We start from the raw sequence: 25,007 nt of genomic DNA on the forward strand, positions 1-25,007 counted from the left end.
CCGTTTTTTATTGTGCCCAATAAATTAGTCCCAAAGAGTGGGGGTCAAGCAGCAGTTCGTGTTTAGGCAGAATCCGTACGGTGTATCCGAACCGCCCTGCTTCGCCGGGCATGACCTCACCCTGATAGTGATGCCAGCCGGAACCGAGTTCATCCTCAGGAGTCATTATGACAGTGTTGCGGTTAACGAAAGTACCATTCTGGTCTACAGAACCGGCATAAATCTCAACCTGAACATCCTTGGTGGAAAGACCGTTGAGGAATACCTCGGCATTGATGATGATCGGTTCTTCCACGTAAACATCGGTATGAGTCTCGGAAACAATGTTCCTGATTTTAAGACTGGACCACTTGGTCATAAGCTCCATACGCCATGCTGCAAGGTCTTTGGCTCCCTGGAACCTGTCTTGAGACATCGTCTTGTAGTTCTGGTACGCCGGGAGATAGGCCTTCTCGGTATAATCCTCAACCATACGGTTCGCGTTGAACTGGGGTCCGAGAATGCGCAGTGCCTTTTTGACCTTTTTAATCCAGCTTCTGGGAATACTGCCATGCCCTCTGTCGTAGAACTCGGGGATTATGTCATTTTCCAGCACCTTGTAAAGAGTCTGGCTCTCAACAAAATCCTGATATTCATGGTCATTGTAATCTTCACCGCGCCCGATTGCCCAGCCTACGCTGTTATCGGGCAGATATGCTTCATCCCACCATCCGTCAGGGGTACTGAACTGAAGAACGCCATTGGCCATAGCCTTCATTCCGCTGGTTCCGCACGCTTCAAGAGGACGCCTCGGGGTATTCAGCCAAATATCACAACCCTGAACCATATAATCGGCAATCTTCATGTCGTAATCTTCAAGGAATACCATACTCATACGGCACTCCTCCCTTCTGCAGAGCTGGATAAGATCCTGAATAAGTTTCTTACCTTCATTATCCTGCGGATGGGCTTTACCGGCAAAAATAAACTGCACCGGATGCCTGGAATCGGAAATAAGCTTAATCAGCCGTTCTTTATCCCGAAGCAGCAGTCCGGCCCTTTTATAAGTAGCAAACCTGCGCGCGAATCCGATAGTCAACGCACGGGGATCAAGGACTTCATCAGCGAGTTCAATCTCACTGCGCCTTGCCCCTATGGCCACAAGCTGTCTGCGCAGACGCTTGCGCACGAAATCAACAAGACGTTCTCTCAAACGCTCATGCGTCCGCCAGAGTTCCGCGTCAGGAATATTATCGGTCTGACGCCATACCCTTGTGCAGTCCGGATCTTCACGCCAGTTGGGGCCGAGATATCTGTCAAACAGAAGAGAAAAATCCGTGGCTACCCAGGTAGGCATGTGAACCCCGTTGGTAATTGCTCCGATGGGAACATCATCAACAGGATACTGAGGCCATACTTTCTGCCACATATTCCGGGAAACCCGGCCATGCAGCAGTGAAACACCATTGTTGAAGCGGGAAAGCTTCAAAGCCAGAACCGTCATGCAGAACTGCTCGGAATCATCCCGGGGATCCTCACGCCCAAGAGCGAGAAAAACCTTGTAGGCCAGCCCCATAGTCTGGGCATAAGGCTCAAAGTAAGGACGCATAAGGTCTGCGGGGAAGCGGTCATTACCCGCCGGAACCGGAGTATGAGTGGTAAAAATAGAAGATGAAGCCACCATTTCCATTGCAGCCTCAAAAGACATACCGTGATCGGTCATGAAAATACGGATACGCTCCAGACCTGCAAAAGCGGAATGCCCTTCGTTCATATGGATGACACTGGGATCTAGGCCAAGAGCGGCAAGGGCCTTCACACCGCCGATGCCGAGAAGAATTTCCTGCCATAGACGCATTTCGAGATCACCGCCGTAAAGGCGAGCGGTTATCGCCCTGAAATATGACGGGTTTTCCGGAATATTGGTATCCAGAAGATAGAGAGTCACCCGGCCAACCTGAACTGACCAGACTTTGACTTTCAAAGGTTCACCCTTTATATCAAGGCTGAAATATACGTCTTCACCATCTTTATCCTTGGCAGGTTTAAGCGGCATCTCCTCGAAATCATGGCTGGGATAACGCTCCTGCTGCCAGCCGTCCTGAGTCATATACTGACGAAAATAACCATGCTGATAGCAAAGTCCTATACCGACCAGAGGTATATTCAGATCACTGGCTGATTTGAGATGGTCACCAGCCAGAATTCCAAGACCGCCGGAATAAATGGGCAGGCTGAGGCCTATTCCATACTCAAAGCTGAAATAAGCTACAACTGATTTACCCCTGGGAGCGCCCTCAAATTTGTATGAGCAGCTTTCCCTTGAGAGGTAGTTTCTCTGAACTTTGACGGCTTCCTTCAGACGCTGAATAAAGAAATCGTCATTCGCAAGCACTTCCAGCTGCTGCTGTGGCAGATTGTTAAGAAAAGCCACCGGGTTCTGCTGACACTCCCGCCAAAGGTTCTGATCAATGGAGGAGAAAATACTGGAAATATCACTGTTCCAGACAAAGAGAAAATTATAGGCCAAGTCCCAAAGCTCTTCCAGCTGTTTGGGCAGACGGGGAACCACGCTGTACACGCGAAGTGGCTGCATGCTGATCTCCTTAAAACAATATAGTTTGAAACGGACTGATCCAAATCTGATCAATAACAGTCCGGACCTTTCACACTTATTTTTATTATTTGCCTTATTCAGGTTAACATTTCAAGACAGTTTGGAAATTATCTTGATAGAAAGTTGACACATTGAGCTTGCAGGAGCATGCTCCTTTCACAAAATGTCTTTTATTTAAAGGTAGAAAGAGATGCCTATCACTAAACTTGATCAAATTGAAGTTAAAGTAAAATTTTTGAGCGATACAGCCCGCGAAGGCGGAACCGGTTACGCCACGCCCAATTCAGCAGGTGTGGATCTTCGAGCATGTATCGAAGAAGAGGCCATAGAAATCGGCCCGGGCGAAAGATTCGCCTTCCCGGTTGGGATCGCCATTGAAATTACCAAACCAGGTATCGCAGGATTCATATGTTCCCGCAGCGGCCTTGGAACCAAAGAAGGGCTCACCGTAAGTCAGGGAGTCGGAGTCATCGACCCCGACTACCGTGGAGAAATAAAGGTTTCCCTGCTGAACACCTCCGGAGAAAAACGACGAATTGAGCGCGGACAGCGCATAGCACAGCTGGTTTTCATGCCATACTGTCATGCCGCACTCGTTCCAAGCGAAGAACTGTCCGACACCCGCAGAGGTGCCGGAGGATTCGGGCATACAGGTAAAAATTAATCTCTACACAAAATAAATACCATGAATAAACACGACACACTTGTAGCTAAAGAAAAAGAATCAATCTGCAGCACCTATGGAAGATACCCGCTCAACGTAAGCAGGGCCAAAGGCTCCAGAATATGGGATCTGGACGGTAAAGAATACATAGACCTGCTTTCAGGTATCTCCGTGGTCAATATAGGCCACTGCCCGGAAGAGCTTGTTGAAGTCATGACTGAGCAGGCGCGCAAACTGGTTCAGGTAAGCAACCTTTTCTATCAGGAAGAACAGGTTGAATGCGCTGAAAAACTCCTTGCCACCTGTGACGCAGACAAAGTCTTTTTCTGCAACTCCGGAGCTGAAGCCAACGAAGCAGCCATAAAGCTGGCCCGCAAATACATGAGCTCAGTCAAAAAAAGAGACTCTTATGAGCTCATCACCCTTGAAGGTTCATTTCACGGGCGTACTCTTGCCACTTTGACCGCAACCGGACAGACCGGTCCCATAAAAGACGGTTTCGCGCCACTCCCGGGAGGATTCAAGCATGTTCCCGCCGAAGACGCGGAAAAACTGAGAGCTGCCATAACCGATAAGACCGCAGCGGTTATGATCGAGATGGTACAGGGCGAAGGCGGAATTAAACCCCTTTCCGATGAATATGTTAAAGCCGTGACTGAAGTTGTCGCGGAAAAAGACATTCTCCTGATTGTGGACGAAGTTCAGTCCGGTCTCTGCCGCACAGGGAAGTGGTGGGCGCATCAGCATTACGGGATTACTCCCCATATCTTTACCTCCGCAAAGGCTCTCGCGAACGGCCTGCCCATGGGCGCAATGCTTGCCACAGATGACATCGCAAAAGCATTCACTCCCGGTAGCCACGCAACAACATTCGGTGGCGGAGCGCTTGTCTCGAAAGTGGCATCCAAAGTTCTCGACATAATGGTGGAACAGAAGCTGGACGAACGTGCTCAAGAACTGGGCAACCATTTCACAGAATGTGCGCGCAGGCTTCAGAAAAAATTCCCTGAAAAAATTGCTTCCGTTCGCGGCAAGGGTCTGATGCTCGGAGTTGAACTGGCTTTTGACGGCAGTGAAGTTTTCGCGCAATTACGGGAAAAGGGATTTATCCTCAACCTGACCAAGGGAACCATCCTGCGGTTGCTCCCGGCACTGACAATTGACAAAGAAGACCTGAATGCATTCTTGAGCACCCTTGAAGAGCTGCTCGAAAAAACCGAATAGCTTGACCGGATGCGTTTAGAAGCTTATTTAATTTATAGACAACTGTTGATATATGGCCCTTATGTCAGATTCAAAATCTGAACAATCTGGTTCATCCCAGCTTGAAGAACCAAACGGCCTGCCGTTAATACTTAACTGTAAAATTGATCCGTAAAATTGGAAATATTCAAGCATAACGGACCGGTTAGTCAGCCAAAAATAAAAAACGGCAATTTAAATAAGCTGTCTCAGGGAGTTATTCATGAGCGATGTTGCACTTTCACAGCCTGTTGAAGGCGGTGTTGTAGACACCAGCATAACCATGCCTGTTCCGACCGAACGGCAGGACTTCGTTGCGGCTTCACTTGATGATCCGTCCATGAGGGCCCATGAAAACGAACAGGAACGCATTGCCACCGAGGCTATCCACAGCATTACGGGAAAAGGCAAACTGATTGACCGTATTGTTTAAAGGGACCAGTTTCACTTGAATCGAGCATTAATTATCAGGGATTATCTTAATAAACCTCAAAAAGCCCAAATACTAACTTTAGTAGTTGGGCTTTTTACGTTATGGGTGAACCGAAAACAAACCGGACACAATTACAAGGACCAAACATGTCTAAACTTTTAAGGATACAGTTTACGCTTTCCGAAATAGAAAGCGATGAATGCCAAGTTTATCTGGGAACACGCGTCGCCCATGGCTGGGAAGAAAAGCCTCTTGATGATGACTCGATTTTCTACACCGTACATCTCGAAGACCATCCGCTGGGTATGGAGATTGTCGAAGAAATAAAAATGCGCTGGCCGGATGCCGGATGTGTGCATGAAGAGATAGAAGCGGAGAACTGGGGACTTGCATGGAAGGACTACTTCAAGCCTGTGATCTGCGGAGACTTCGAAATACTGCCTCCGTGGCTGCTGGAACAGAAGAGCGAAGATAAAACCCACATAATCATTGAACCTAAAATGGCCTTCGGCACAGGCAGCCACCCCACTACAGCACTCTGCCTTGAATTGATAAGCAAACTGGCATCAGAAGACATACTGGGACCGAAGAAAAATTTCTTTGACCTCGGAACAGGTTCAGCGATTCTTGCTATCGCACTAGCTAAACTTGGCATGACAGGTGTCGGTGTTGATATCGATCCCCAGTCCATTGTCTGTGCCAGTGAAAATATCGAGAATAATGATGTCGAGGGCATAACCCTCGCAGTAGGAAGTGCTGACAGCATTGATCCGCAGCTGAAATATGATCTTGTGGTCGCCAATATCCTTTCCGGCCCGCTCATCGAGCTTTGTCCTGATATTACTGCCCGGCTGAAGGAAAACTCTATTCTCATTCTTTCCGGAATCCTCGTGGAACAGGCTCAAAAAGTTGCAGCCCACTACATCGAAGCAGGGCTGCCCTCGCCTGAGATATTCACCATGGGAGAATGGGCAGGACTGCTTTGGAGAAATGTATCAGTTGAAGATGAATAGAAATAAAGTCTTAATGCAATACTACGAGGCCCTTTCTGAAAGGATCGGGCCTCGCCAGTGGTGGCCGGGCGAAACGCCTTTTGAAATCGCCATCGGAGCCATTCTCACCCAGAACACCAACTGGACCAATGTTGAAAAAGCCATATCAAACCTTAAGGCCAACTCAGCACTCACTCTGCACGGCCTTAAACGATTGGAAATAGAAGAACTTCAAGAACTCATAAGACCGTCGGGATATTTTCGATTAAAAGCCGAACGATTGAATAATTTTCTTGATTTTCTAACCGGTCATTCCGCAGAATGCGTAACCGATCTGGCAGATATGGATACTCAGGATTTGCGGCAAGAACTGCTCAAGGTTAAAGGCATCGGCCCTGAAACCGCTGACTCGATACTGCTCTACGCACTCGGCAAGCCTGTTTTCGTTGTTGACGCTTATACCAGACGTATATTCAACCGGCACATGCTGGTCCATGAAGACATCGATTATCAGGAATTGCAGGATTTTTTCATGGATGTGCTTGAAGAAGATGCAAAATTGTTTAATGAATATCATGCATTGATCGTGATGACCGCCAAAAGATGGTGCAAAAAATCCAACCCGGATTGCGAAAACTGTCCGCTTAATATTTTTCTGGATTATTAGTTGCTATATGCCTGAATCTCCTATCAAATATATTTTTTGCACAGCCCTTCTCATAGTTGGGATATGCGGACCTTCTTTCGCCCAGGATTCGGCGGTAAGCAGATTAAAGGAAGAGATTCAGGACACCCGGAAAACAGTATCCCAACAAAAGCAGGAACTCCTTAAGCTCACCCGCGAAGAACGGGCAATGTTCGGAGAACTTGCTTCGATTGAAGACCGCATAGTCAGTGTTGAACGTAAACTTTTCAATCAGGAGGACGAACTTCAACGTATTTCTGAAGAGGAAATGAACGCCAGAAATGACGAACAGGTCCTGAGAAAAGAACTCGAAATCATTACTGACCGACTGAAAATAATGCTCATGGAAATCTGGCCGGTCCACTCCCGTAAACTTGAAAACAGATTCGGAAGTCTTGATGACTGGCACAGTGCTGACCGTAATTTCGTCTGGCTGGCATCCCTTTACGAGGATACCAAAAAAGAGATGACCAGGGCTCAGAAGAAATCTCTTGAAATATCAGAGAATCTTCTGGCACAAAGTGAGTTGAAGCAAAAGGCGGAAAAGAAACTGGCGGAAATCAACTCCTCCAAAGACAACCTGCTTAAAGACAAATTGAGCCTTCTTTCGGGAATACGGGGAATCAGGTCACAGAAGATAACCCGTGAACAGGAAATCAAAGGCCTTCTTGATACAATCAACAAACTGAATTACAGACTTAAAAGCCTGACCAGCAGAAAAATTCAGAATTTCAAGGGTTCCCTGCCCCGTCCCAGTGACGGGAAAACCAAAGTTAGGTTTAATCTTTCTGCCAAACCACCCTTCAGGGGGGTCGGTATCAAGACAGATGGAAGCGTTGACGTTAAATCAATCTTCTGGGGAAAAGTTGTTCATAATGACACCCTTAGAGGATTCGGACGAGTGGTTATCATCTACCACGGATACAACTATTACTCCCTGTACGCATATCTGGCCGAGAGCTTTGTAAAAACCGGACAGGAAGTAGAAAAAGATGAAATTATTGGCAAAACAGGATATTATCCTAAATTGAAAGAAAACGGACTCTATTTTGAATTGCGTTTCCACCAGAAACCGGTAAATCCGCAAAAATGGCTGTCCCGAAAATAACGTTCAATATCTTTAGAAAGTTACAGCATTCACCACGCTGGAGGAAAAAATGAGAAAAACTTTGTGGTTGGTAGCCATCCTCGCCCTTTTCGTAATTTCAGTAGCACCGCAACCAACGCAGGCGGTTGATGCAAACCGTTTTGAACCGCTCAGAAGGTTTTCACAGGTTCTTGATCTGGTGGAACACAATTACGTCAAAGACATTTCCAGAAAAGAGCTCGTAGATGATGCTGTAAAAGGTATGCTGGAACAGCTTGACCCCCACTCCACTTTTCTTTCCAACGATGATTTCAAGGAAATGCAGGAATCCACCAGTGGTGAATTCAGCGGCATCGGAATTGAAATCAGCATGGAAAATGGCCGACTGACTGTTATTTCCCCCATCGAAGATACTCCCGCTTACAAGGCAGGTCTTAAGCCTGGAGACATCATCCTTGAAATCAACGGGGAATCCACCCAGTCAATATCTCTGATGGAAGCTGTCGGAAAAATACGCGGCAAACGTGGAACTGATGTAATTCTGACCATTCTGCACAAGCATGCCAACAAGCCTGAAAAAGTGACCATCACCCGCGACACAATTCCCATCATCAGTGCCAAAAGTCAGGAACTGGAAGACGGTTACCTTTATCTCAGACTCACAAGATTTAATGAAAACACAACCCGTGAGATGCACAAGGCTATCTCCGAATACAAGAAAAAACACAGTCTCAAAGGCATTATACTGGACTTGCGCAACAACCCGGGCGGACTGCTGACCCAGGCGGTTTCAGTCGCTGACACTTTCATTGATAACGGCCTGATCGTTTATATTGAAGGCCGTGATAAAGCCAGCAGAAAGAACTTTGAAGCAGGTGGACAGTCCACAGATGTCAATGTCCCGATGGTGACTCTGATCAACGCCGGTTCCGCTTCCGCTTCCGAAATCGTTGCGGGTGCGCTTAAAGACCATGACCGCTCCCTGCTTCTGGGCGAACGCACTTTCGGTAAAGGTTCCGTTCAGACCATCATTCCCATGGCTGACGGTTCAGGTATCAAATTAACCACCGCTCTTTACTACACACCAAGCGGACGCTCGATTCAGGCGGAAGGAATTGATCCTGACATTGTGTATCCCTTTGTTATCCCGGTTGAAAAGGCAGATGAAGACAGCAGGTTCATCGTCCGTGAAAAGGACCTGAGCAGGCATCTCGAAAACAACGGAAAAGGCAAGAAGAACAAGACCGAAAGAGAAGAAAAAGCCATGCTGATGCTTGAAAAAGACAACCAGATCAGACTTGGCCTGCAGCTGGTAAAACAGCTGCCCCGCCTCAAGGAAATTAAATAAGAGCAAGGGCAAACCTCAGTGGAAAATCATACTCATGATAAAAACACCGAGCCCGAAATCCCGGAAACATCTCCGGGACTTCGGGCTCGGTTATTAAAACCGGTCACAATGGTTGCGACGACTGTTATCGCTGCATCAATTATCTGCGTAAGTATCGCTCTGCTGCTTTATTCTAATGCTGAGACGGATGCGGCCGGAAAAAAACCGCAACCGCCTGAAAAGATAATAGCTGAAAACAGTACAGCACAAATGAACCAGACCATGCTTTACGAAGAACCAATGGAAGATGACCTTGACGACCTCGTAAAGCGTATAGATCTGGCATTGATAACTACCCTTAAGGAAGCTGAAATATCCATGAGTGAACTCAAGCTTGAGGATGTCTCGCTTAAAAAGCATCAGGGACGGGATTTTCATTTCCAGCAGCTGAGTTTTCCGTGCAAGGGAGAAAAAAAAGAGTTTGTAAGCCGGATCGAAAAAGGAGTTCAGGCAACGGCTCTCAATGCAAGTGTGCATGAAGTTTCCCCGGAAAAATGGCTCATCAGCATAAATGGAGTTCCCACTCACAGATTTTCTCTTTTCAATCCGATTCCGGACAAGAAATCGTCTGCCGCTGTCCCGGACCCCAACGCTCCCAGAATAGCCATTGTCATCGACGATATGGGCGAAGATGTGAGACTTGCCAAAGGACTCGCTGGTCTTGACATCCACATTACATTTTCCATCTGGCCAAACAGTTCACATGTGAAAAAGACGATCGCCATTGCCAGAGAAAACGGCAATGAAATAATGATTCATCTGCCGATGCAGCCCAAAGGATATCCGAAAGTCAATCCGGGGGCAGACGCTCTGCTGATGGGTATGACAGCCGAACAGATCCAGAAAATAGTGCAGGCTGCGGAATCAAAAGTTCCGGGCGCCAGAGGTCTCAACAACCACATGGGCTCGCGCTTTACTGAAGATTACTATGGAATGAAGCAGGTCATGGGTGAATTGAAAAAGAAGAAACTCTTTTTCCTGGACAGCCGGACCACTCCCAAAAGCTCGGGAACACGTGCCGCAAAGAATGTAGGAGTCACTGCATATGAAAGAAATATCTTTCTTGATAATGTAAAAAATATCTCCGCAATCAAGTACCAACTTTCGAAAACCGCTGAGATAGCCAAAAAAGTAGGTCAGGCAATCGCAATAGGACATCCCAACCACGAAACCCTGAAAGCAATCAGGCAGTGGGCGAAAGAAAACAAAGGAAAAGTAAGGGTAGTTCCGGTGGAGCAATTAAGACCTGTCAGCTGATTTCTCAAACCTTTTAAGTTCATGGATACGGCAAGAATTACAAGCCCGGCATCGATTTATTTTTGAGAAAAAAACCAGAATCATCAGATTGTTGATAAAGTTTCTGGGGCCATATGTAAAAAAACTGGAACGCAGCGCATTTATACATACGTGAGTTTCAGTTTTTTTTGCCGCACACCCCGCGTAAGGTTTTCCAAGCTGGAAGACTCGCTGACAAGCTGACTTTACAACGCAGATGGTGCTCTCGCAGTCTGTTCTCGTTTAAACTAAAAACAAATATGAAGTAGTTTAAAACAAGGGAACTAAAATCCTCAATATTCTCTAGACATTATCAATAAAAGTTAAATTTTGATGCTAAATTAATCATTTTAAAAAATATTTTGTTTCCTGTCTTGACTTAAGTGCCATTTTGGGGCCATATCATATTAATATAAATTTTTCAGCTTATAAGGATTTATCAGGATGAAAAAAATCCTCCTATTTCTCGTTCTACTGTTCATGGTTACAGTTCCTGTAATCCACTCCGCACAGACTTACACTATTTCTATTTCCCAGATTGTTGAACATCCATCACTTGACGCAATGCGTGAAGGTTTTAAAAACCGCCTCAAGGAAGCCGGTATTGATGTAATTTACAATGAACATATTGCTCAGGGCAATCAGGCCACAAATATCCAGATAGCCAACCAGATCAAGGGAGAAAACCCAGACCTCGTAATGGCCATCACCACTCCTTCTTCACAGGCAGTAGCCCAGAAGATCAAAGATGTTCCCATACTTTTCACAGGCGTCACCGATCCTGTGGCGGCCGGACTGGTAAAGAGTCTCATGCAGCCCGGTAAAAACATCACCGGAATGACAGATATGAGTCCGGTTCTGCGCCAAGTGGAACTCATCAAGGAGTTCATGCCTGAGATCAAGACACTTGGAACCATTTACAATGCCGGAGAAGCTAATTCCGTTGTGCTGACCAACCTGCTCAAGGAAATATGCAAAGACTTCGGTATCAAGGTAGAGGAAGCTTCGATAGCCAACTCCAGTGGAGTCTATCAGGCAGCTAAAAGCCTTGTAGGCAAATGTGACGCGATTTATATCCCGCTCGACAACACTGTGGTATCCGGCCTTGAAGCCGCTATCAAAGTATGCAGGCAGAACAAGCTGCCCATATTCTCGGCAGATACTGATTCTGTAGAGAGAGGAACTGTTGCCGCCCTCGCGGTTGACTACTACCGCATGGGTCTCCAGACAGCCGATATGGCTGCACGCATTCTCTCCGGTAACGCAAACCCTGCTGAGATGCCCGTTGAAACCCTGCAGAACCTGCGCCTCTTTGTTAACGAAAAGGCTGCCGCCGGAATGGGAGTGACCATTCCCCGGCAGGTGCTGGACAGAGCGGACAAGATCATCAAGTAAACATTTGCAAATCACAGCTATAAGAGGTAAAGGCGCAGTACATTCTGCGCCTTTTTTTATTTGCTTACAGTGACCTGCCGGAATCACGAATGGCCGTTTGATTTAATTACGATAATATAGCCTGCCCCGGCAGTCCTGTTGCTTAACGCAGTAAACTTTGAACACCACCGCGCGTGGCAGAAATATATTATATTCTTTCCCCCTCCCTGCCCCTCTCCCGTGAGGAAAATGAAAAACTGATGAGGGGGATGGTGACAGGTAGAAGAGGCTTCCACTGACTATGATAAGTTTATATGCATTTATGGGTGCCATTGAACAGGGCACTGCTTTTGGGTTGATGGTTCTGGGGGTCTACCTGACCTTCAGGGTGCTTGATTTTCCTGATCTGACTGTGGACGGCAGCCTTCCGCTGGGAGCTGCGGTATCAGCTGTTGCTATAAGCAACGGGTACCACCCCGTACTGGGCATGGCCTTGGCGGTCGGGGCCGGGTTTATTGCCGGATCTGTAACAGGCATACTGAATACCAAATTCAAAATCCTGCACCTTCTCGCCTCAATTCTGACTATGATTTCCCTTTATTCAATCAATATAAGAATCATGGGCAGGCCTAATATGACCCTGCTGGGACAGGATACACTGATAGACCAGTTTATAGAATTAACAGGTCTTGCACCGCATTTTTCTACCCCGATACTTTTCGCTTTGATCTCGGGTGCGGCCCTTCTGGCCTTGATCTGGTTTCTCAAAACTTCATTCGGACTGGCAATGCTCGCCACCGGAGACAACCCCAAAATGATCACCAGCCTCGGCGTAAACAGAGACATGATGATCATCTTCGGAGTCGGCCTTTCCAATGGCATGGTCGCGCTGTCCGGTGCTCTGGTTGCCCAGAATCAGGGGGCGGCAGATGTGAACATGGGAATCGGGACCATCATTGCCGGACTTGCCTCCGTGATAATAGGTGAAACACTTTTCGGAAAAGGCAATGTCAGCCGGGCAATGCTTTCCGCCCTTCTCGGCTCTATTGTTTACCGCATAGCCATTGCACTTGCTCTTGGCGTTCGTTTCGGGGAATTCTCCTTCACCCCGAGCGATCTGAACCTCGTCACGGCCATGCTGGTTGTCATTGCGCTGGTATCGCCGCAGATCAAAGCAGGTCTTTTGAAAAGGAGGCGTTTATAATGCTCAAAGTTGTAAAAGCCGCCAAAACATTCAATCCGGACAGTGTCAACGAAGTTCAGGCACTGCGTGGGATTGATCTTGATGTCAATCCGGGTGAATTCATCACCGTAATAGGCTCCAACGGTGCGGGTAAATCCACTTTTCTTAATTCCATAGCGGGAACATTTCTGCTTAGCAGCGGCACGATTTCCATCAACGGGAATGACGTGACCAGATGGCCCGAACATAAAAGGGCTGCTAATCTGGGACGTGTTTTTCAGGACCCGTTGCTTGGAACCTGTGCAACCCTGAGCATTGAACAGAACATGGCTCTGGCACTCAAGCGCGGTAAAACCAGAGGTCTTGGTTTCGGTGTGAGAAAGCAGGACAGAACTCTGTTCAGGGAACAGTTGAAAACACTCGGACTGGGACTTGAAGACAGACTTTCTGACCGCGTTGGACTGCTGTCCGGTGGACAGAGACAGGCTTTGACCATGCTTATGGCTACAATGACTAGGCCCGATATTTTATTACTGGACGAGCATACAGCTGCACTGGACCCCAAGACAGGACGCAAAATTCTTGATATAACCGACGCCGTTGTACGCAGGGATTCCCTGACAACTCTGATGGTTACCCATAATATGAATCAGGCAATCAATATGGGTGACCGGCTTATCATGTTCCATCAGGGCGTGATAATCCTGGATATTTCCGGAAAGGATAAGAAGGGTTTAAAAGTGGAAGATCTTCTTGAAAGATTCTACACCCTTCGGGGCGAGAGTATGGCAACCGACAGAATGCTGTTTTCATAGGACGACATACTTCCTTTCCGCTCAGGGACTTCCCTGAAAAATGCGAAAATCCGCAAAAAAGAATACAGATTGGAGGACTTTAAAATGAGTGAACTTACTTTTTCCATCATCAAACCTGATGCAGTAAAGGCAGGCAAAGTCGGCGACATCCTTAAAATGATCTCTGATGCAGGTCTCAACATCAAGGCAACCAAGATGATTCACATGACTCAGGCCCAGGCTGAAGGTTTCTACGCTGTTCACAAAGAACGTCCTTTCTTTGGTGAGCTCGTTGAATTCATGACCTCAGGCCCCTGTGTAGTATCCGTCCTTGAAGGTGATGACGCAATCAAGCGTTACCGCGATCTCATGGGCGCAACCAACCCCGCTGAAGCAGCAGAAGGAACCATCCGCAAGGCTTTCGGTGCCGGAATTGAGGCAAACGCATGCCACGGCTCCGATGCTCCTGAAACCGCAGCAATCGAAGTCCCCTACTTCTTCAGCGCAGTAGAACTGGTGAACTAATATGACCAAAAAAGTTGGATTTATCGGCACTGGCAACATGGGCGCCGCCATTATCAGAGGAATGGCGGGAAATGATAACGTCTACCTGCTGGCTTCTGACCTCAATAAAGCGGCACTTAATGCGCTGGCCGAAGAGACGGGGCTCACCCAGTGCGAATCAGCACGGGACCTCGCCCGGGAATCCGACTACATTGTGCTGGCGGTCAAACCCCAGCACGCTCCCGCAGTTCTTGAAGAGATCGCGCCTGAATTATCAGAATCCAAGTGCCTGATCTCAATCGCTGCCGGGCTGACAGTGCACAAGCTCAAGGAATTCAGCGAAAACCGCTGTCCTGTCGTCAGGGTTATGCCTAACACTCCGGCTCTGGTTAACGCCGGTGTTTTTGCGGTATGCCTCGATGATTCCCATCTCACAAATGAGCAGTCCACCTTCACCCGTGAAATGTTCGGACCTCTCGGTGATGTCTATGTTCTGGCCGAAAACCAGTTCGATACTTTTACCGGTGTAATCGGTTCAGGCCCGGCTTATGTCTTCTACTTTATAGAAGCCATGATCGAGTCTGCCGTAGAACTCGGACTGCCCCGTGATCAGGCCACATCAATGGTCCAGAAGCTTTTTGAAGGCTCGACCAAACTGGCTCAGGAAAGCAAGCTCCATGTCAGCCAACTGCGTGAAATGGTGACCTCCCCCGGCGGAACCACCGTCAGGGCACTGGTTCATCTGGACCGCACTGCTACTCGTGCAAACATAATAGACTCTGTACGCAAAAGCTACGAACGCAGCCTGGAACTCGGTAAAAAATAGCTACATAAAGAGACACGGGTAAGGAAATCCATTGGATTTCCTTACCCGTGCTCGCTTCAAAATCATATTCAAGAACTCCCCCTCCGCCACTTTTCACTTCCTAAACAAAATAAGTCAGGTAAACAGTACTTCCCCACACGGCCAGGAATCCGCAGAACGCGGATTTAACGTACAGGTTATCCAGCAGCGGCTTGACACCAACCGCAGCCAGAATCCCGTAACACGGGAGTAACCCCAAAGTATAACTTGCCTTGGCTGTGCTGTATATTGGCAGATTAAGATAAAGATATGCCACTGCTGTAAAATAGATCACCACACAGGAAACCAGAAACATTCCTCCATCAAACACGGCCCTGACAGGTCTGTAAAACACACGCCCTATTCCACCGAGTATCAACATTGAAGGGATCAAAGCGAGCAGAGATGAAGCAACCATCAAATCATCATTCCACGGCGGACGGCTTGCAAATTTACTTTTACCGCTAAGGTTGGCATCCAGCCACAAAGTGGAATAAAGGCCATCCCATATGCCGTCCACGGTGGAATAAACCGGTTTGAGAATGGAACTGCCAAATGCGGTGAAATGCGCCCATGTCCTGTAACCATGATCCTGCCACCATCCAATTTCCCTTATCTTGTCCCAGCCGCCGATAAAAGGCTTCCCGTAGGTCACCCAGTTATCAAGATAGTACCAGCCCCCGACCAGAGCAATCAGGCACATGGAAATGCAGATCCCGAACACAGGACTGAACTGCTTTGGCTGTGCTGTTTTATTCCTTGCCCCTTCCCCGACAGTCCCCAGCAGAACGAAGAAAACGACAGGAGCAATCAAAAGAGTAGCCGTAGCTTTGCTGAGAATCGCCGCACCGCAAAACAGTCCCAGATAAACAAAATCCTGAATCCTGCGCCGTTCCGCTCTGGTGATAATAGATAAAGCTGCCATGATGCTCAGCCCCGAGAAAAGAGCTGCAAACGGTTCATTGCTCCAGAACTGAGACATAACAAAATTCATCGGCATAAATCCGCCAAACAAAGTGGATGCTATTTGCAGAAATCTATCATCCTTGAAAATAAGCCTTGAACAGCGAAATGAGATCTCTATCATTCCCGCGCCACAGGCAAGCGGGATCAATCGCAGGAGATAGAGGGTATTTTCAACATCTGTGACAGACATGAATACCTTATAAAAGAAAGCTGAGACAATATAATAAAAGGGAGGCTGGAACATCTGCCACCCCTCCAGAGGACTGGGCAGTTTAAGATTTTCAGCCACATATTCGATGTATTTGTAGTGCCCGGTGTAGTCCATGCCCATGCGCAGTGGAAGTTCATGGAAATTATTCAAGGCCATGAGAGTCCATAAAGCCAGCAGTATTAAGCGGAAGAGTTCAGGCTTGAGCTCAAATATCTGAACTTGAGCAGGAAGCTTGTTCCGTTCACGCATCCAGAAGAAAGCCGCAGCAAGCAGAAAAAGCGGAAGCATATAAGGCAGATTATCCAGGAGCGCTTTATCAGCTCTTTTGAACTTGTCTCCGATGAAAAGCTTTCCGGTTTTGGAAATTTCAGCTGCCGGGTTCCAGACGAAATCGTCTTTACTGGCTTCCCATCCTTCAGGAGTAGAAAACAAAACACCGTCAGAATCTTCAGCCCATGAAAGCAATACCGGATGCGCATTTTCATTGACAACAGCAATCTTCAGCTCATGTTTTCCGGCATCAAGTTCAGGAAGCTTCAGAGTTCGCTCCTCACGCCAGTTATCCACATTCCCGTCAAACTTGAGCAAAGGCTTTCCATCCAACCATATTCCTGCACCCCGGAACGCTCTGATATGTAGTGCTATTATCCGGGAGCTATCAAGTTCAAAAGTTTTCCTGAACAAGGCCATTTCCGAGCCGTTATTTCGGGCATTAAGCCGGAAAGGCTGATCAAGCTTTATCCAACGGGCTTTTGAATGTGCTTGAAGATAAGAATTATCGGACTTGGAAAGGGATTTATTAACTGCAACGGCTGTCGCCACGGCAAATGCCGCAATAGCTAAAAACAACAGGAAAAGCACAATACGATTTTTATTTGGATAAGCTGACATGAAAGGCTCCGTTCAATTTGAATTGGGACACTGTCTTGGTAACCGGATTATTGAAATTTGAACAGACCATAATAGGACATCGTGACTGATAAATTAACTCATCATTTCATAATCAAGACTGGTTCCGCAGAACCTCGACATTTCGTGACAGTAAAAAATACGTAAAGATTAGTGGGCAATAAAAAAACCGGAACCCCGTTCAGGATTCCGGTTTATAAACAAACATTTTTAAAAGAATTAATGAGCTGCGTTGGCAATCCAGACCATCACAAAATAGATGTCGAGCAGCACAGCAGAAAAGATCGCGGTGGTCAGAACCAGTCCGCCGAGTCTTTTCAGTTTAAGGGAAGTCCATTCTCCGCTTTCAGGGCCGAGCACAGGCTTTTCCTTCTCTTCACCGAAGTAAACAGCCTTTCCACCCATGGGAGCGCCGAGCAGCCATGCTGCGGGAGCCATGGCCCAACCTGCATTGGGGCTTTCAGTCTTGTTGGCATCACTCACGAGGTTGTCGTAAGCGGATTCCCAGTCTAATTTCATGATACGGCCGGCGGCAAGCATCATGAAGCCGGTGATACGGGCGGGAATGAAAGCGAGTACATCATCTGCCTTGGCGGCGAAGTAACCAAACTCTTTGAACTCTTCATTCTTGTATCCCCACATGGAATCCATGGTGGAAACAGCCTTGTAAACCCACATTCCGGCAGGTCCGGTAACAACAAGATAGAAGAAGGGAGCCACGAAACCGTCATTGATATTTTCACTGGTGGTTTCGGCAAGAGCCTTGCGCAGGCCAGCTTCATCCAGCTCGGAAACATCACGGCTTACAAGCCCGGCAATCACTGCACGGGCATCTTCGATTCTGCCTTTGTCCAGAAGAGCCGCAGCTTCTTTGTGTTCTTTAAGCAGAGAACCGAGAGCCAGACCTGCATAAGCAAGGTACAGACCGACAAGAACACCGATAAAGGGAATTGCCAGAAAAACCTTGAGAACGGCCCAGATAACAATGGAAAAACCGAAAACACCGACAGCACCCATAATTTTATTGGATTTGCCGATGGATTTTACCCAGTTTTTGTACCAGTCAAGAAGCTTGCCCAGGTAGCAGACCGGATGGGGAAACCACTTGGGATCTCCTAAAGCGAGATCAAGGACAAGTGCGAGAATCGGAACAAGAAATAATACAGTAGAATTATCCATTAATTTCATCCTCAAATCTTAAAGCGTTTCGATCAGAGAGATAGCTCTCCCCGACACACATGGACGACTTTCAGGGCCTCTTAACCTAGCCTTTTATCCTTGAAGCAGAATAAAAAAATCCCCCTTATGCCCTGAAATTCCCACATACAGGGCACGCCGTCTCTCCACCATATAAAAAACGGTGCGAACAAATGTCCGCACCGCTTCCATATCTTAGTTTTCGTAATACGAACGCAACATGGCGCTGCGAACCGGATGGCGCAGCTTTCTGAGAGCCTTGGCCTCAATCTGACGAATACGCTCACGGGTAACGTTGAAAAGTTTGCCGACCTCTTCAAGAGTATGGTCGGATTTTTCACCTATACCGAAACGTTTACGCAGAACCTGCTCTTCCCTCGGAGTCAGATCAGAAAGCACGGTTGCAATCTGTTCACCCAGTTTGGTGCTGACAACTTCCTCAGCGGGAGCTGCTGCCTTCTTATCTTCAATAAAATCACCGAGACTCGAATCTTCTTCGTCACCGATAGGTGTTTCAAGAGAAATAGGCTCTTTGGCGATCTTGAGAACTTTCTTAACTTTATCCAGTGGATAATCCATTCTCTCTGCAATCTCTTCTGGAGAAGGATCACGACCAAGCTCCTGAACGAGATAACGTGACGTTCTGATAAGCTTGTTGATGGTCTCTATCATATGGACAGGAATACGGATGGTACGGGCCTGGTCCGCAATGGCGCGGGTAATGGCCTGCCTGATCCACCATGTCGCATACGTGGAGAACTTGTATCCACGCTGATACTCAAACTTGTCAACAGCTTTCATCAAACCGATGTTACCTTCCTGAATAAGGTCAAGGAACTGCAAACCGCGGTTTGTGTACTTCTTGGCAATGGAAACAACAAGGCGCAGGTTGGCGCGGATAAGTTCCTGCTTGGCCTGCATTGCACTTCTGTTTCCATGCTTGATACGCCAGAGAACCTCTTCGAGATCATGGACATTGTGGCAGCATTTTTCCTGCAAACGGACCAGAATCTCCATTTTACCGGAGATCATTTCCTTAAAGGAAAAAAGCTCATCAACGGTCATGCCGAGTTCATCTGCGGCAACAACCGGATTGATGTCACGTTCGTCTATCTTTTTAAAGAGATCTTTGATTTCCTGCTGGGTCTTTCCGGTGGAAAGAATATATGCTGAAAGGTCACGCTGGCAGTTATGCATCTGACGAACATAGTCGCCAACTGTTTCGATGATCTGATCGATGAGTGTTTTCTCGATCTTGATATCACGAAGTCTTTCAACAATTTCGAATTTGTAATTAACAATCTCATTCTGTTCCTTAACGACTTTCTTGTCGAGGCGGGCGCAGTAGTCGAGATTGCTGTATATTTTTCTCTTTTTGTCGTAGAGTTTCTTAACTTCATCAAGCAGGAAGATAACCCTCTGGCGCTGGTTCATCTCGTCTTCGCTGGGGTCGTCTTCCTCGATGGTTTTAACTACATCTTTAAGTTTAATGCGGGATTCATCAAGATCTTCACCGACACTGATGAGCTCTTCAATCGCCACCGGAATTTCAACCAGCGCGTAAAGGACTTCCAGTTCGCCGTTTTCAATCTTCTTGGCGATGACAACCTCACCTTCACGGTCAAGGAGTCCCACAGCGCCCATTTCACGCAGGTACATACGTACGGGGTCTGTACTGCGGGAAACATAATCTACGGTTTCCTCTTCGCTTTCGGTGAGATCGATCTCATCGTCACTGTCCACACCGGCTTCTACGAGGTTGTTGCCTTCCTCAGGTGTGTTGACGATCGCAATGTTCAACTGGTCGAAAATCTTGATAACGTCATCAAGCTGTTCGGCCTTGTTGAATTCAGCAGGCAGAGCCTTGCTCAACTGCTCGAAGGTCAGAAAACCTTGTTTCTTACCTTCGGAAATCAGGGTTTTAATAGCCTGAATATCCTTAATGTTGCTCATCATCCCTCCATACAGAGTCGTTCAGGACCTTGAGGTATGCGCTTACGCGGTTCATATCGCCCTGTGCCTGAGCTCGGCGCAGAGCGTCCATGAGCTTCTTACGGCCCAGATCGTACCGGCGCCGGGCAATAATCTTACAGACATGCCGCCATTCTTCATCCAGTTCCTCACCGTAAAGAGCTTCCTCAGTCCGGCAGCTTATGTAGAACTGTTTTTCAGAGTCATCGAGAAAAGGAATAATATCCTGCCCGCTGTGAGCCGAAATTTTAGACCACAGTGTTTTGCCCCAGTGCGAGGTCAGGACCTGTGCTACTCCCCTCTCCGATAATTCGGTGACATAATCCGGATGCTTTACCGCATACCTCAGAAAATATTTATCATCTTTGACCTGTGCGCCCACCGGCGGAGCAGTTCGGGGCTGTTGCTGAACAACCTTCTGCTGCTGTGGAACCGGAGAATTGAGCGCACCGGAAAATACCGATCTCAATTCAGCTTCCGCCACTCCCAGTCCGGATGAGACCTTGGGAAGGTAGAAAGCGCGTAAAGAAGCGCTGGTCATTCTTTTCAGAAATCCTTGCGCCCAATCCATAACTTCTCGGGGTGAATACCCCTGCTGCAAGGTATCCAGACAAAAATCCAGACCATCCCTTGCCTCGTCCATAAAAACCTGAAAACCCTCAGCTCCGCGGGACTGAAGAATACTGTCAACATCCTCCCCGTCCGGGAGAAGTATCACCCCGCAGGAAACTCCCTGAGTAAGGATCATTTCCGCACTGCGAAGAGCAGCTTTCAGACCCGCAGCATCCCCGTCAAAAACCAGATCCACGCGGGAGCAGAATCCTCCGAGACGCTTGACCTGATCAGGTGTAAGGGCAGTACCCAGAACACCGCAGGAATTAGTATAACCGAACTGATGCAGCGAGATTACATCCATGTACCCTTCGGTAAGCAAAGCACGCTTGGTCCGGGAAATGGAATTACGAGCCGTCCACAGTCCGTACAGGTGATCCCCTTTTTTGTAGATGGGGGTATCACTGCTGTTTAAATACTTGGGTTCTCCTTCTGTAATTATTCTTCCGCCAAAAGCAATAACCCGGCCCGATAAATTTTTAATCGGGAAGATCAGTCTTGAACGAAAACGGTCATAAGTCCGCCCCTTGGCATTCTGGGAAAGGAGTCCGGCTTTAACCCCCTGTTCGGGTGTGTAACCCTTGGAGATCAAAAACTTTTCCAACCCCTGCCAGTCATCGGTACTACAGCCCAGACCAAAGGCTTCGGCAACCTTGGAATCAAGTCCTCGGCGTTCGAGATATTTTCGGGCAGTCCGCCCTTCAGGAAGCCTGAGCAAGCGCATAAAATAATTCGCTGCATGCTCATGCATATCCATGAAAATTTTACGTTCGGAACTTCTTTTGGCAGCTTGCGGATCAACCTTGCCGGGGGTTAACTCCACTCCGGCTTCAGCTGCCAGCTGTTCGAGTGCGTCTTTGAACTCCAATCCGTTGATCTGGGCATAGAAATCAAAAATATCCCCAGATGCCTGACACCCGAAACAGTAAAAAAAACCTTCATCGCTGTTAACGCTGAAAGATGCTGTCTTTTCATTGTGAAAAGGGCAAAGCCCCATCCACCTGCCGGAAACAGGCTTCAGTTCAACATAGCGGCGCACTATGTCGGCAATGTCGAGGCGATCTTTGATTGCCTCAATGGCGGCCCGATCCACAAAAACCTCCGTAACAATCTTAAAACAATTGGAAGTCGCTGAAATAATGTGCAATCACCCTGCCTGAATCTCCATAGCACGGCAGTAAATAATTTGCACTAGACTAATTCGACCTCGGTCATGCCGTCACCGCCCCGGTCTTCCGGAGCAAGACTGTAAGATGCAACTGCGGGGTTACTGTCGAGAAAAGTATGTACTTCGCGCCTGAGCGCCCCGGTACCACGTCCGTGGACCACTTCAATCACTGTTGCGCCACGCAGCAATGACTGATCAAAAAACCTGCCCAGCTCACTCACAGCTTCATCAGCGCGCTTGCCCCGCAGATCTATCTTTAAGGTCATATCGCCTTTTGGAGCCTTGGCATCCGGTTTTTCAAGGGCCTTCCTGACCTTCTCCTGAACGGCTTTTTTGCCGACAGGACCAAGCTGCTCAGCCGGCATCCACATGGCAACACCGTCCATATCAACCTTGACCCTTTTTTTGCGTTCGTCCTTTTCAAGGACTACACCTTTGCGGTTCCAGTTGATGTTAAGGATTGAAGCCCCTACTTTAACGTCATCAAATGAAAAAGGTTTTACATCAGCTTCAGGCTGCTTCTCTCCACCAATGGACTCACGGGCCTGAGAAAGTTTTTTCAGAGCCTGCTTGCGGCCTATTTTGCCGTCCTGCCACTCTTTCAGTACGCCCTGAGCCTGTTTCTTTACGTCAGCAAGTACAGACAGGCGTTCACGCTCAAATTTTTCTTCAAGCTTTGCGCGCTTGGTTTCAAGTCTGGACTTGATACGGTCCATCTCTTCAAGTTCTTTCTCTCTGCTGACAGCCAGTTCGTTAAGTCTGTTCATTACAGATCCAGTATCGGACCCTTCCATGAGCAGGTACTGCTCGGCCTTAGACAGCAGAACCTCAGGAAATCCGTGCTCACGAGCAACATCCAGAGCGATGGAAGCCCCCACCTGATCATACGCGAGGCTAAACAAAGGCTTCTTGGTAGACGGATCAAAAAGTACACTGGCGGCGCGAACTCCCTCTGTCACGAGGGCATATGTTTTAAGTGCCGGAAAATGTGTGGCCGCAAAACAGGTAACCTCATTTTCAAGCAGTCCGTCCACAACAGACTGGGCCAGAGCTGCACCCTGAGCCGGATCTGTTCCGGAACCGAATTCATCGAGAATGAAAAGAGTCGAGGAATCCATGGAGTACCAGATCCTGCTTATTGATTTGATCTGGGCGGAAAAGGTGCTGACGTTGTCTTCAAGAGACTGCTCATCACCCATGATAACGAAAATTTCTTTATAAAAAGGAAGAATCGAACCTTTTGCAACCGGAACGGGTATACCACTGAACGCCATGGCAGCCAGCAGACCGACTGTTTTGAGGCAGACAGTTTTACCCCCGGCGTTACCGCCGCTGATAATCAGAACCTTCTGATCTGAAGGCAATTCAATATTGAGCGGATGGACTCCACCCTCAGCAGTGGCAAGAAGCGGATGGCGCGCGCCCTTGAGGTCAAATCCGGCACCAGAAGCCACATCCACGGCCACGGCATTCATGGAGGCGGAGAAATTGATCTTGGCCTGCAGGACATCATAGGAAACAAGAAATTCGTAAGCAGCTTCACACTGGTCAAACTCACTGCGCACAAGACCGGTAAGATAGGTCAGAATCTTGAGTTCCTCGGCCCTTTCCTGCTGTTTAAGTTCCTGCATGGAGTTGTTAAGTTCCACCAGAAAAAGAGGTTCAAAGTAGCAGGTTTCTCCGGTATTCGAATAATCGTGAATAATTCCCTGCAGCCTTCCCTTGAAATTCGTCTTCAACGGCAGCACATAGCGGTCGTTGGTAATAGTCATGAAATCATCCTGCATGAAGCGGCTGATGTCTTCACCATGAATGAAATCACGAACTTTCTTGGAGCAGCGCTGATGCAGACTTCTGATTGACTGGCGGATGTCGTAAAGCTCAGGGGAACTTTCGTCTTTTATATTTCCGTCCTGATCAAGACAACGCTTAAGACCGGAAAAAGTCTTCTGAGGCCAGCTTACAGACTCCAGGAATTCAACCAGTTTATCCCAGCCCCGTTTTTCTGATATCTCAAGGGCCTCTTTCAGGACACGGGCCTGTCCGAGAGTCTGCACAAGAGCGTAAAGGGCATCAGCATCAAGTACGTTGTTAGGCTTTACAAGATAATTGAAAAGTCCTTCCAATGGCGGGAAATTACCCAGACGAAATCCGGTCTCCTTGACAAAGTTCTCCCCCTGGCGAAACAGACGGGCTTTGGAGTTAACATCGTCTTCGTCCTGCATGGGAGAAAGGTCAAGACAGGCTTCTGCGCCTGAAGAGGACACGCAATAGCCGGAAAGGACTTTTAGAACCTTCGGAAATTCGAGTAGCTGGAGAGATCTTGGCTCCATGAGAATCCAGTGTGGAAAAATGTTTGATCAAAGCTTCCCGGCAGACAACCGGGGTCCAATACGGAAAAAACGGCAAACAGCCCCGGAATAAATCCGGGGCCTGCCGTTAAATACTGGTTGAAGCTGATCTTCAGGAGAGACGGGAACGGACCAGAGCACTTAATGCCTTACCGTCAACCTGTCCCTTATGAGCAGCCATGATGGCCTGCATCACTTTGCCCATATCCTGCATTGAAGATGCACCGAGATCGGAAACAGCCTTATCCACTGCGGCCTCCAGTTCTTCCTGAGAAAGCTGGGCCGGCATATATGCGGACAAAGCTTCGGCTTCTATAGCCTCCACCTCGGCCAGCTCGGGACGTCCTGCAGCTTCATACTGCTCGATGGAGTCCTTACGCTGTTTGATCTGCTTTGCAACTAGATCAAGCACGTCTTCATCAGAGAGTGTATCACCCTTGACTTCGACAATGCGATTTTTGATGGCGGTTTTGAGATGCCTCAGAACCGTCTTTTTAACATCGTCTTTGGCTTTATAGGCCGCGATGTAATCTTTATCTATCTGCTCAATGAGACTCATATA

Annotated in this window: 20 protein-coding genes; 13 read left to right on the top strand and 7 right to left on the bottom strand. The window is 47.8% G+C overall.

What is annotated here, in order from left to right:
• Positions 1-7 precede the first annotated feature (7 nt).
• Positions 8-2,575 (bottom strand): alpha-glucan family phosphorylase, encoded by a 2,568-nt coding sequence (gene glgP, locus ACZ5PW_RS13555; RefSeq protein WP_464554525.1) that lies wholly within the window; start codon positions 2,573-2,575, stop codon positions 8-10.
• A 211-nt stretch (positions 2,576-2,786) separates the two neighbouring features.
• Between glgP and dut the strand changes: the two genes are divergently transcribed.
• The 13 genes from dut to proC all read left to right on the top strand — a co-directional run bounded on the left by dut (position 2,787) and on the right by proC (position 15,042).
• Positions 2,787-3,260 (top strand): dUTP diphosphatase, encoded by a 474-nt coding sequence (dut, locus tag ACZ5PW_RS13560; RefSeq protein ID WP_464554526.1) that lies wholly within the window; start codon positions 2,787-2,789, stop codon positions 3,258-3,260.
• A 21-nt stretch (positions 3,261-3,281) separates the two neighbouring features.
• Entirely contained in the window at positions 3,282-4,484 is a 1,203-nt protein-coding gene (locus ACZ5PW_RS13565; protein ID WP_464554527.1) for an acetylornithine/succinylornithine family transaminase, read from the top strand.
• 241 nt (positions 4,485-4,725) lie between these two features.
• The gene (locus ACZ5PW_RS13570; protein ID WP_464554528.1) at positions 4,726-4,935 is read left to right on the top strand and encodes a hypothetical protein; all 210 of its coding nucleotides are present in this window, start codon (positions 4,726-4,728) and stop codon (positions 4,933-4,935) included.
• A 146-nt stretch (positions 4,936-5,081) separates the two neighbouring features.
• Entirely contained in the window at positions 5,082-5,948 is an 867-nt protein-coding gene (locus ACZ5PW_RS13575) for a 50S ribosomal protein L11 methyltransferase (RefSeq protein ID WP_464554529.1), read from the top strand.
• The gene (locus ACZ5PW_RS13580) at positions 5,941-6,594 is read left to right on the top strand and encodes an endonuclease III domain-containing protein (protein WP_464554530.1); all 654 of its coding nucleotides are present in this window, start codon (positions 5,941-5,943) and stop codon (positions 6,592-6,594) included. The genes ACZ5PW_RS13575 and ACZ5PW_RS13580 overlap by 8 nt, the downstream gene beginning before the upstream one ends.
• Positions 6,595-6,601: 7 nt before the next feature.
• Positions 6,602-7,720 carry a murein hydrolase activator EnvC family protein gene (locus ACZ5PW_RS13585; protein ID WP_464554531.1) on the top strand — a complete coding sequence of 373 codons (1,119 nt, stop codon included), beginning with the start codon at positions 6,602-6,604 and terminating at the stop codon, positions 7,718-7,720.
• A gap of 49 nt (positions 7,721-7,769) precedes the next feature.
• Positions 7,770-9,047, top strand: coding sequence for a S41 family peptidase (locus tag ACZ5PW_RS13590; RefSeq protein ID WP_464554532.1), 1,278 nt, complete (start codon positions 7,770-7,772; stop codon positions 9,045-9,047).
• A 108-nt stretch (positions 9,048-9,155) separates the two neighbouring features.
• A complete protein-coding gene (locus tag ACZ5PW_RS13595; protein ID WP_464554533.1) occupies positions 9,156-10,343 on the top strand; it encodes a divergent polysaccharide deacetylase family protein in 1,188 nt (395 codons plus the stop codon).
• 462 nt (positions 10,344-10,805) lie between these two features.
• The gene (locus tag ACZ5PW_RS13600) at positions 10,806-11,756 is read left to right on the top strand and encodes an ABC transporter substrate-binding protein (protein ID WP_464554534.1); all 951 of its coding nucleotides are present in this window, start codon (positions 10,806-10,808) and stop codon (positions 11,754-11,756) included.
• Between the two features lie 280 nt (positions 11,757-12,036).
• Entirely contained in the window at positions 12,037-12,939 is a 903-nt protein-coding gene (locus ACZ5PW_RS13605; RefSeq protein WP_464554535.1) for an ABC transporter permease, read from the top strand.
• A complete protein-coding gene (locus ACZ5PW_RS13610; RefSeq protein WP_464554536.1) occupies positions 12,939-13,733 on the top strand; it encodes an ABC transporter ATP-binding protein in 795 nt (264 codons plus the stop codon). Before ACZ5PW_RS13605 ends, ACZ5PW_RS13610 begins: the two co-directional genes overlap by 1 nt.
• 84 nt (positions 13,734-13,817) lie before the next feature.
• A complete protein-coding gene (gene ndk, locus ACZ5PW_RS13615) occupies positions 13,818-14,237 on the top strand; it encodes a nucleoside-diphosphate kinase (protein WP_464554537.1) in 420 nt (139 codons plus the stop codon).
• 1 nt (position 14,238) lies between these two features.
• Complete coding sequence (gene proC, locus ACZ5PW_RS13620) at positions 14,239-15,042, top strand: pyrroline-5-carboxylate reductase (protein ID WP_464554538.1); 804 nt, start codon at positions 14,239-14,241, stop codon at positions 15,040-15,042.
• Between the two features lie 100 nt (positions 15,043-15,142).
• On the opposite strand, the gene ACZ5PW_RS13625 is transcribed toward proC, so the two are convergent.
• The 6 genes from ACZ5PW_RS13625 to ACZ5PW_RS13650 all read right to left on the bottom strand — a co-directional run bounded on the left by ACZ5PW_RS13625 (position 15,143) and on the right by ACZ5PW_RS13650 (position 25,004).
• Positions 15,143-17,128, bottom strand: coding sequence for an ArnT family glycosyltransferase (locus ACZ5PW_RS13625; RefSeq protein ID WP_464554539.1), 1,986 nt, complete (start codon positions 17,126-17,128; stop codon positions 15,143-15,145).
• Positions 17,129-17,365: 237 nt separating this feature from the next.
• A complete protein-coding gene (gene cbiB / locus ACZ5PW_RS13630; RefSeq protein ID WP_464554540.1) occupies positions 17,366-18,325 on the bottom strand; it encodes an adenosylcobinamide-phosphate synthase CbiB in 960 nt (319 codons plus the stop codon).
• 213 nt (positions 18,326-18,538) lie between these two features.
• Positions 18,539-20,296 (bottom strand): RNA polymerase sigma factor RpoD, encoded by a 1,758-nt coding sequence (gene rpoD, locus ACZ5PW_RS13635; protein ID WP_464554543.1) that lies wholly within the window; start codon positions 20,294-20,296, stop codon positions 18,539-18,541.
• The gene (gene dnaG / locus ACZ5PW_RS13640) at positions 20,283-22,019 is read right to left on the bottom strand and encodes a DNA primase (protein ID WP_464554545.1); all 1,737 of its coding nucleotides are present in this window, start codon (positions 22,017-22,019) and stop codon (positions 20,283-20,285) included. The genes rpoD and dnaG overlap by 14 nt, the downstream gene beginning before the upstream one ends.
• A gap of 98 nt (positions 22,020-22,117) precedes the next feature.
• A complete protein-coding gene (locus tag ACZ5PW_RS13645; RefSeq protein ID WP_464554546.1) occupies positions 22,118-24,427 on the bottom strand; it encodes an endonuclease MutS2 in 2,310 nt (769 codons plus the stop codon).
• Between the two features lie 130 nt (positions 24,428-24,557).
• A complete protein-coding gene (locus tag ACZ5PW_RS13650) occupies positions 24,558-25,004 on the bottom strand; it encodes a GatB/YqeY domain-containing protein (RefSeq protein ID WP_464554548.1) in 447 nt (148 codons plus the stop codon).
• Positions 25,005-25,007 lie beyond the last annotated feature (3 nt).

This window comes from Maridesulfovibrio salinus, assembly GCF_055394525.1.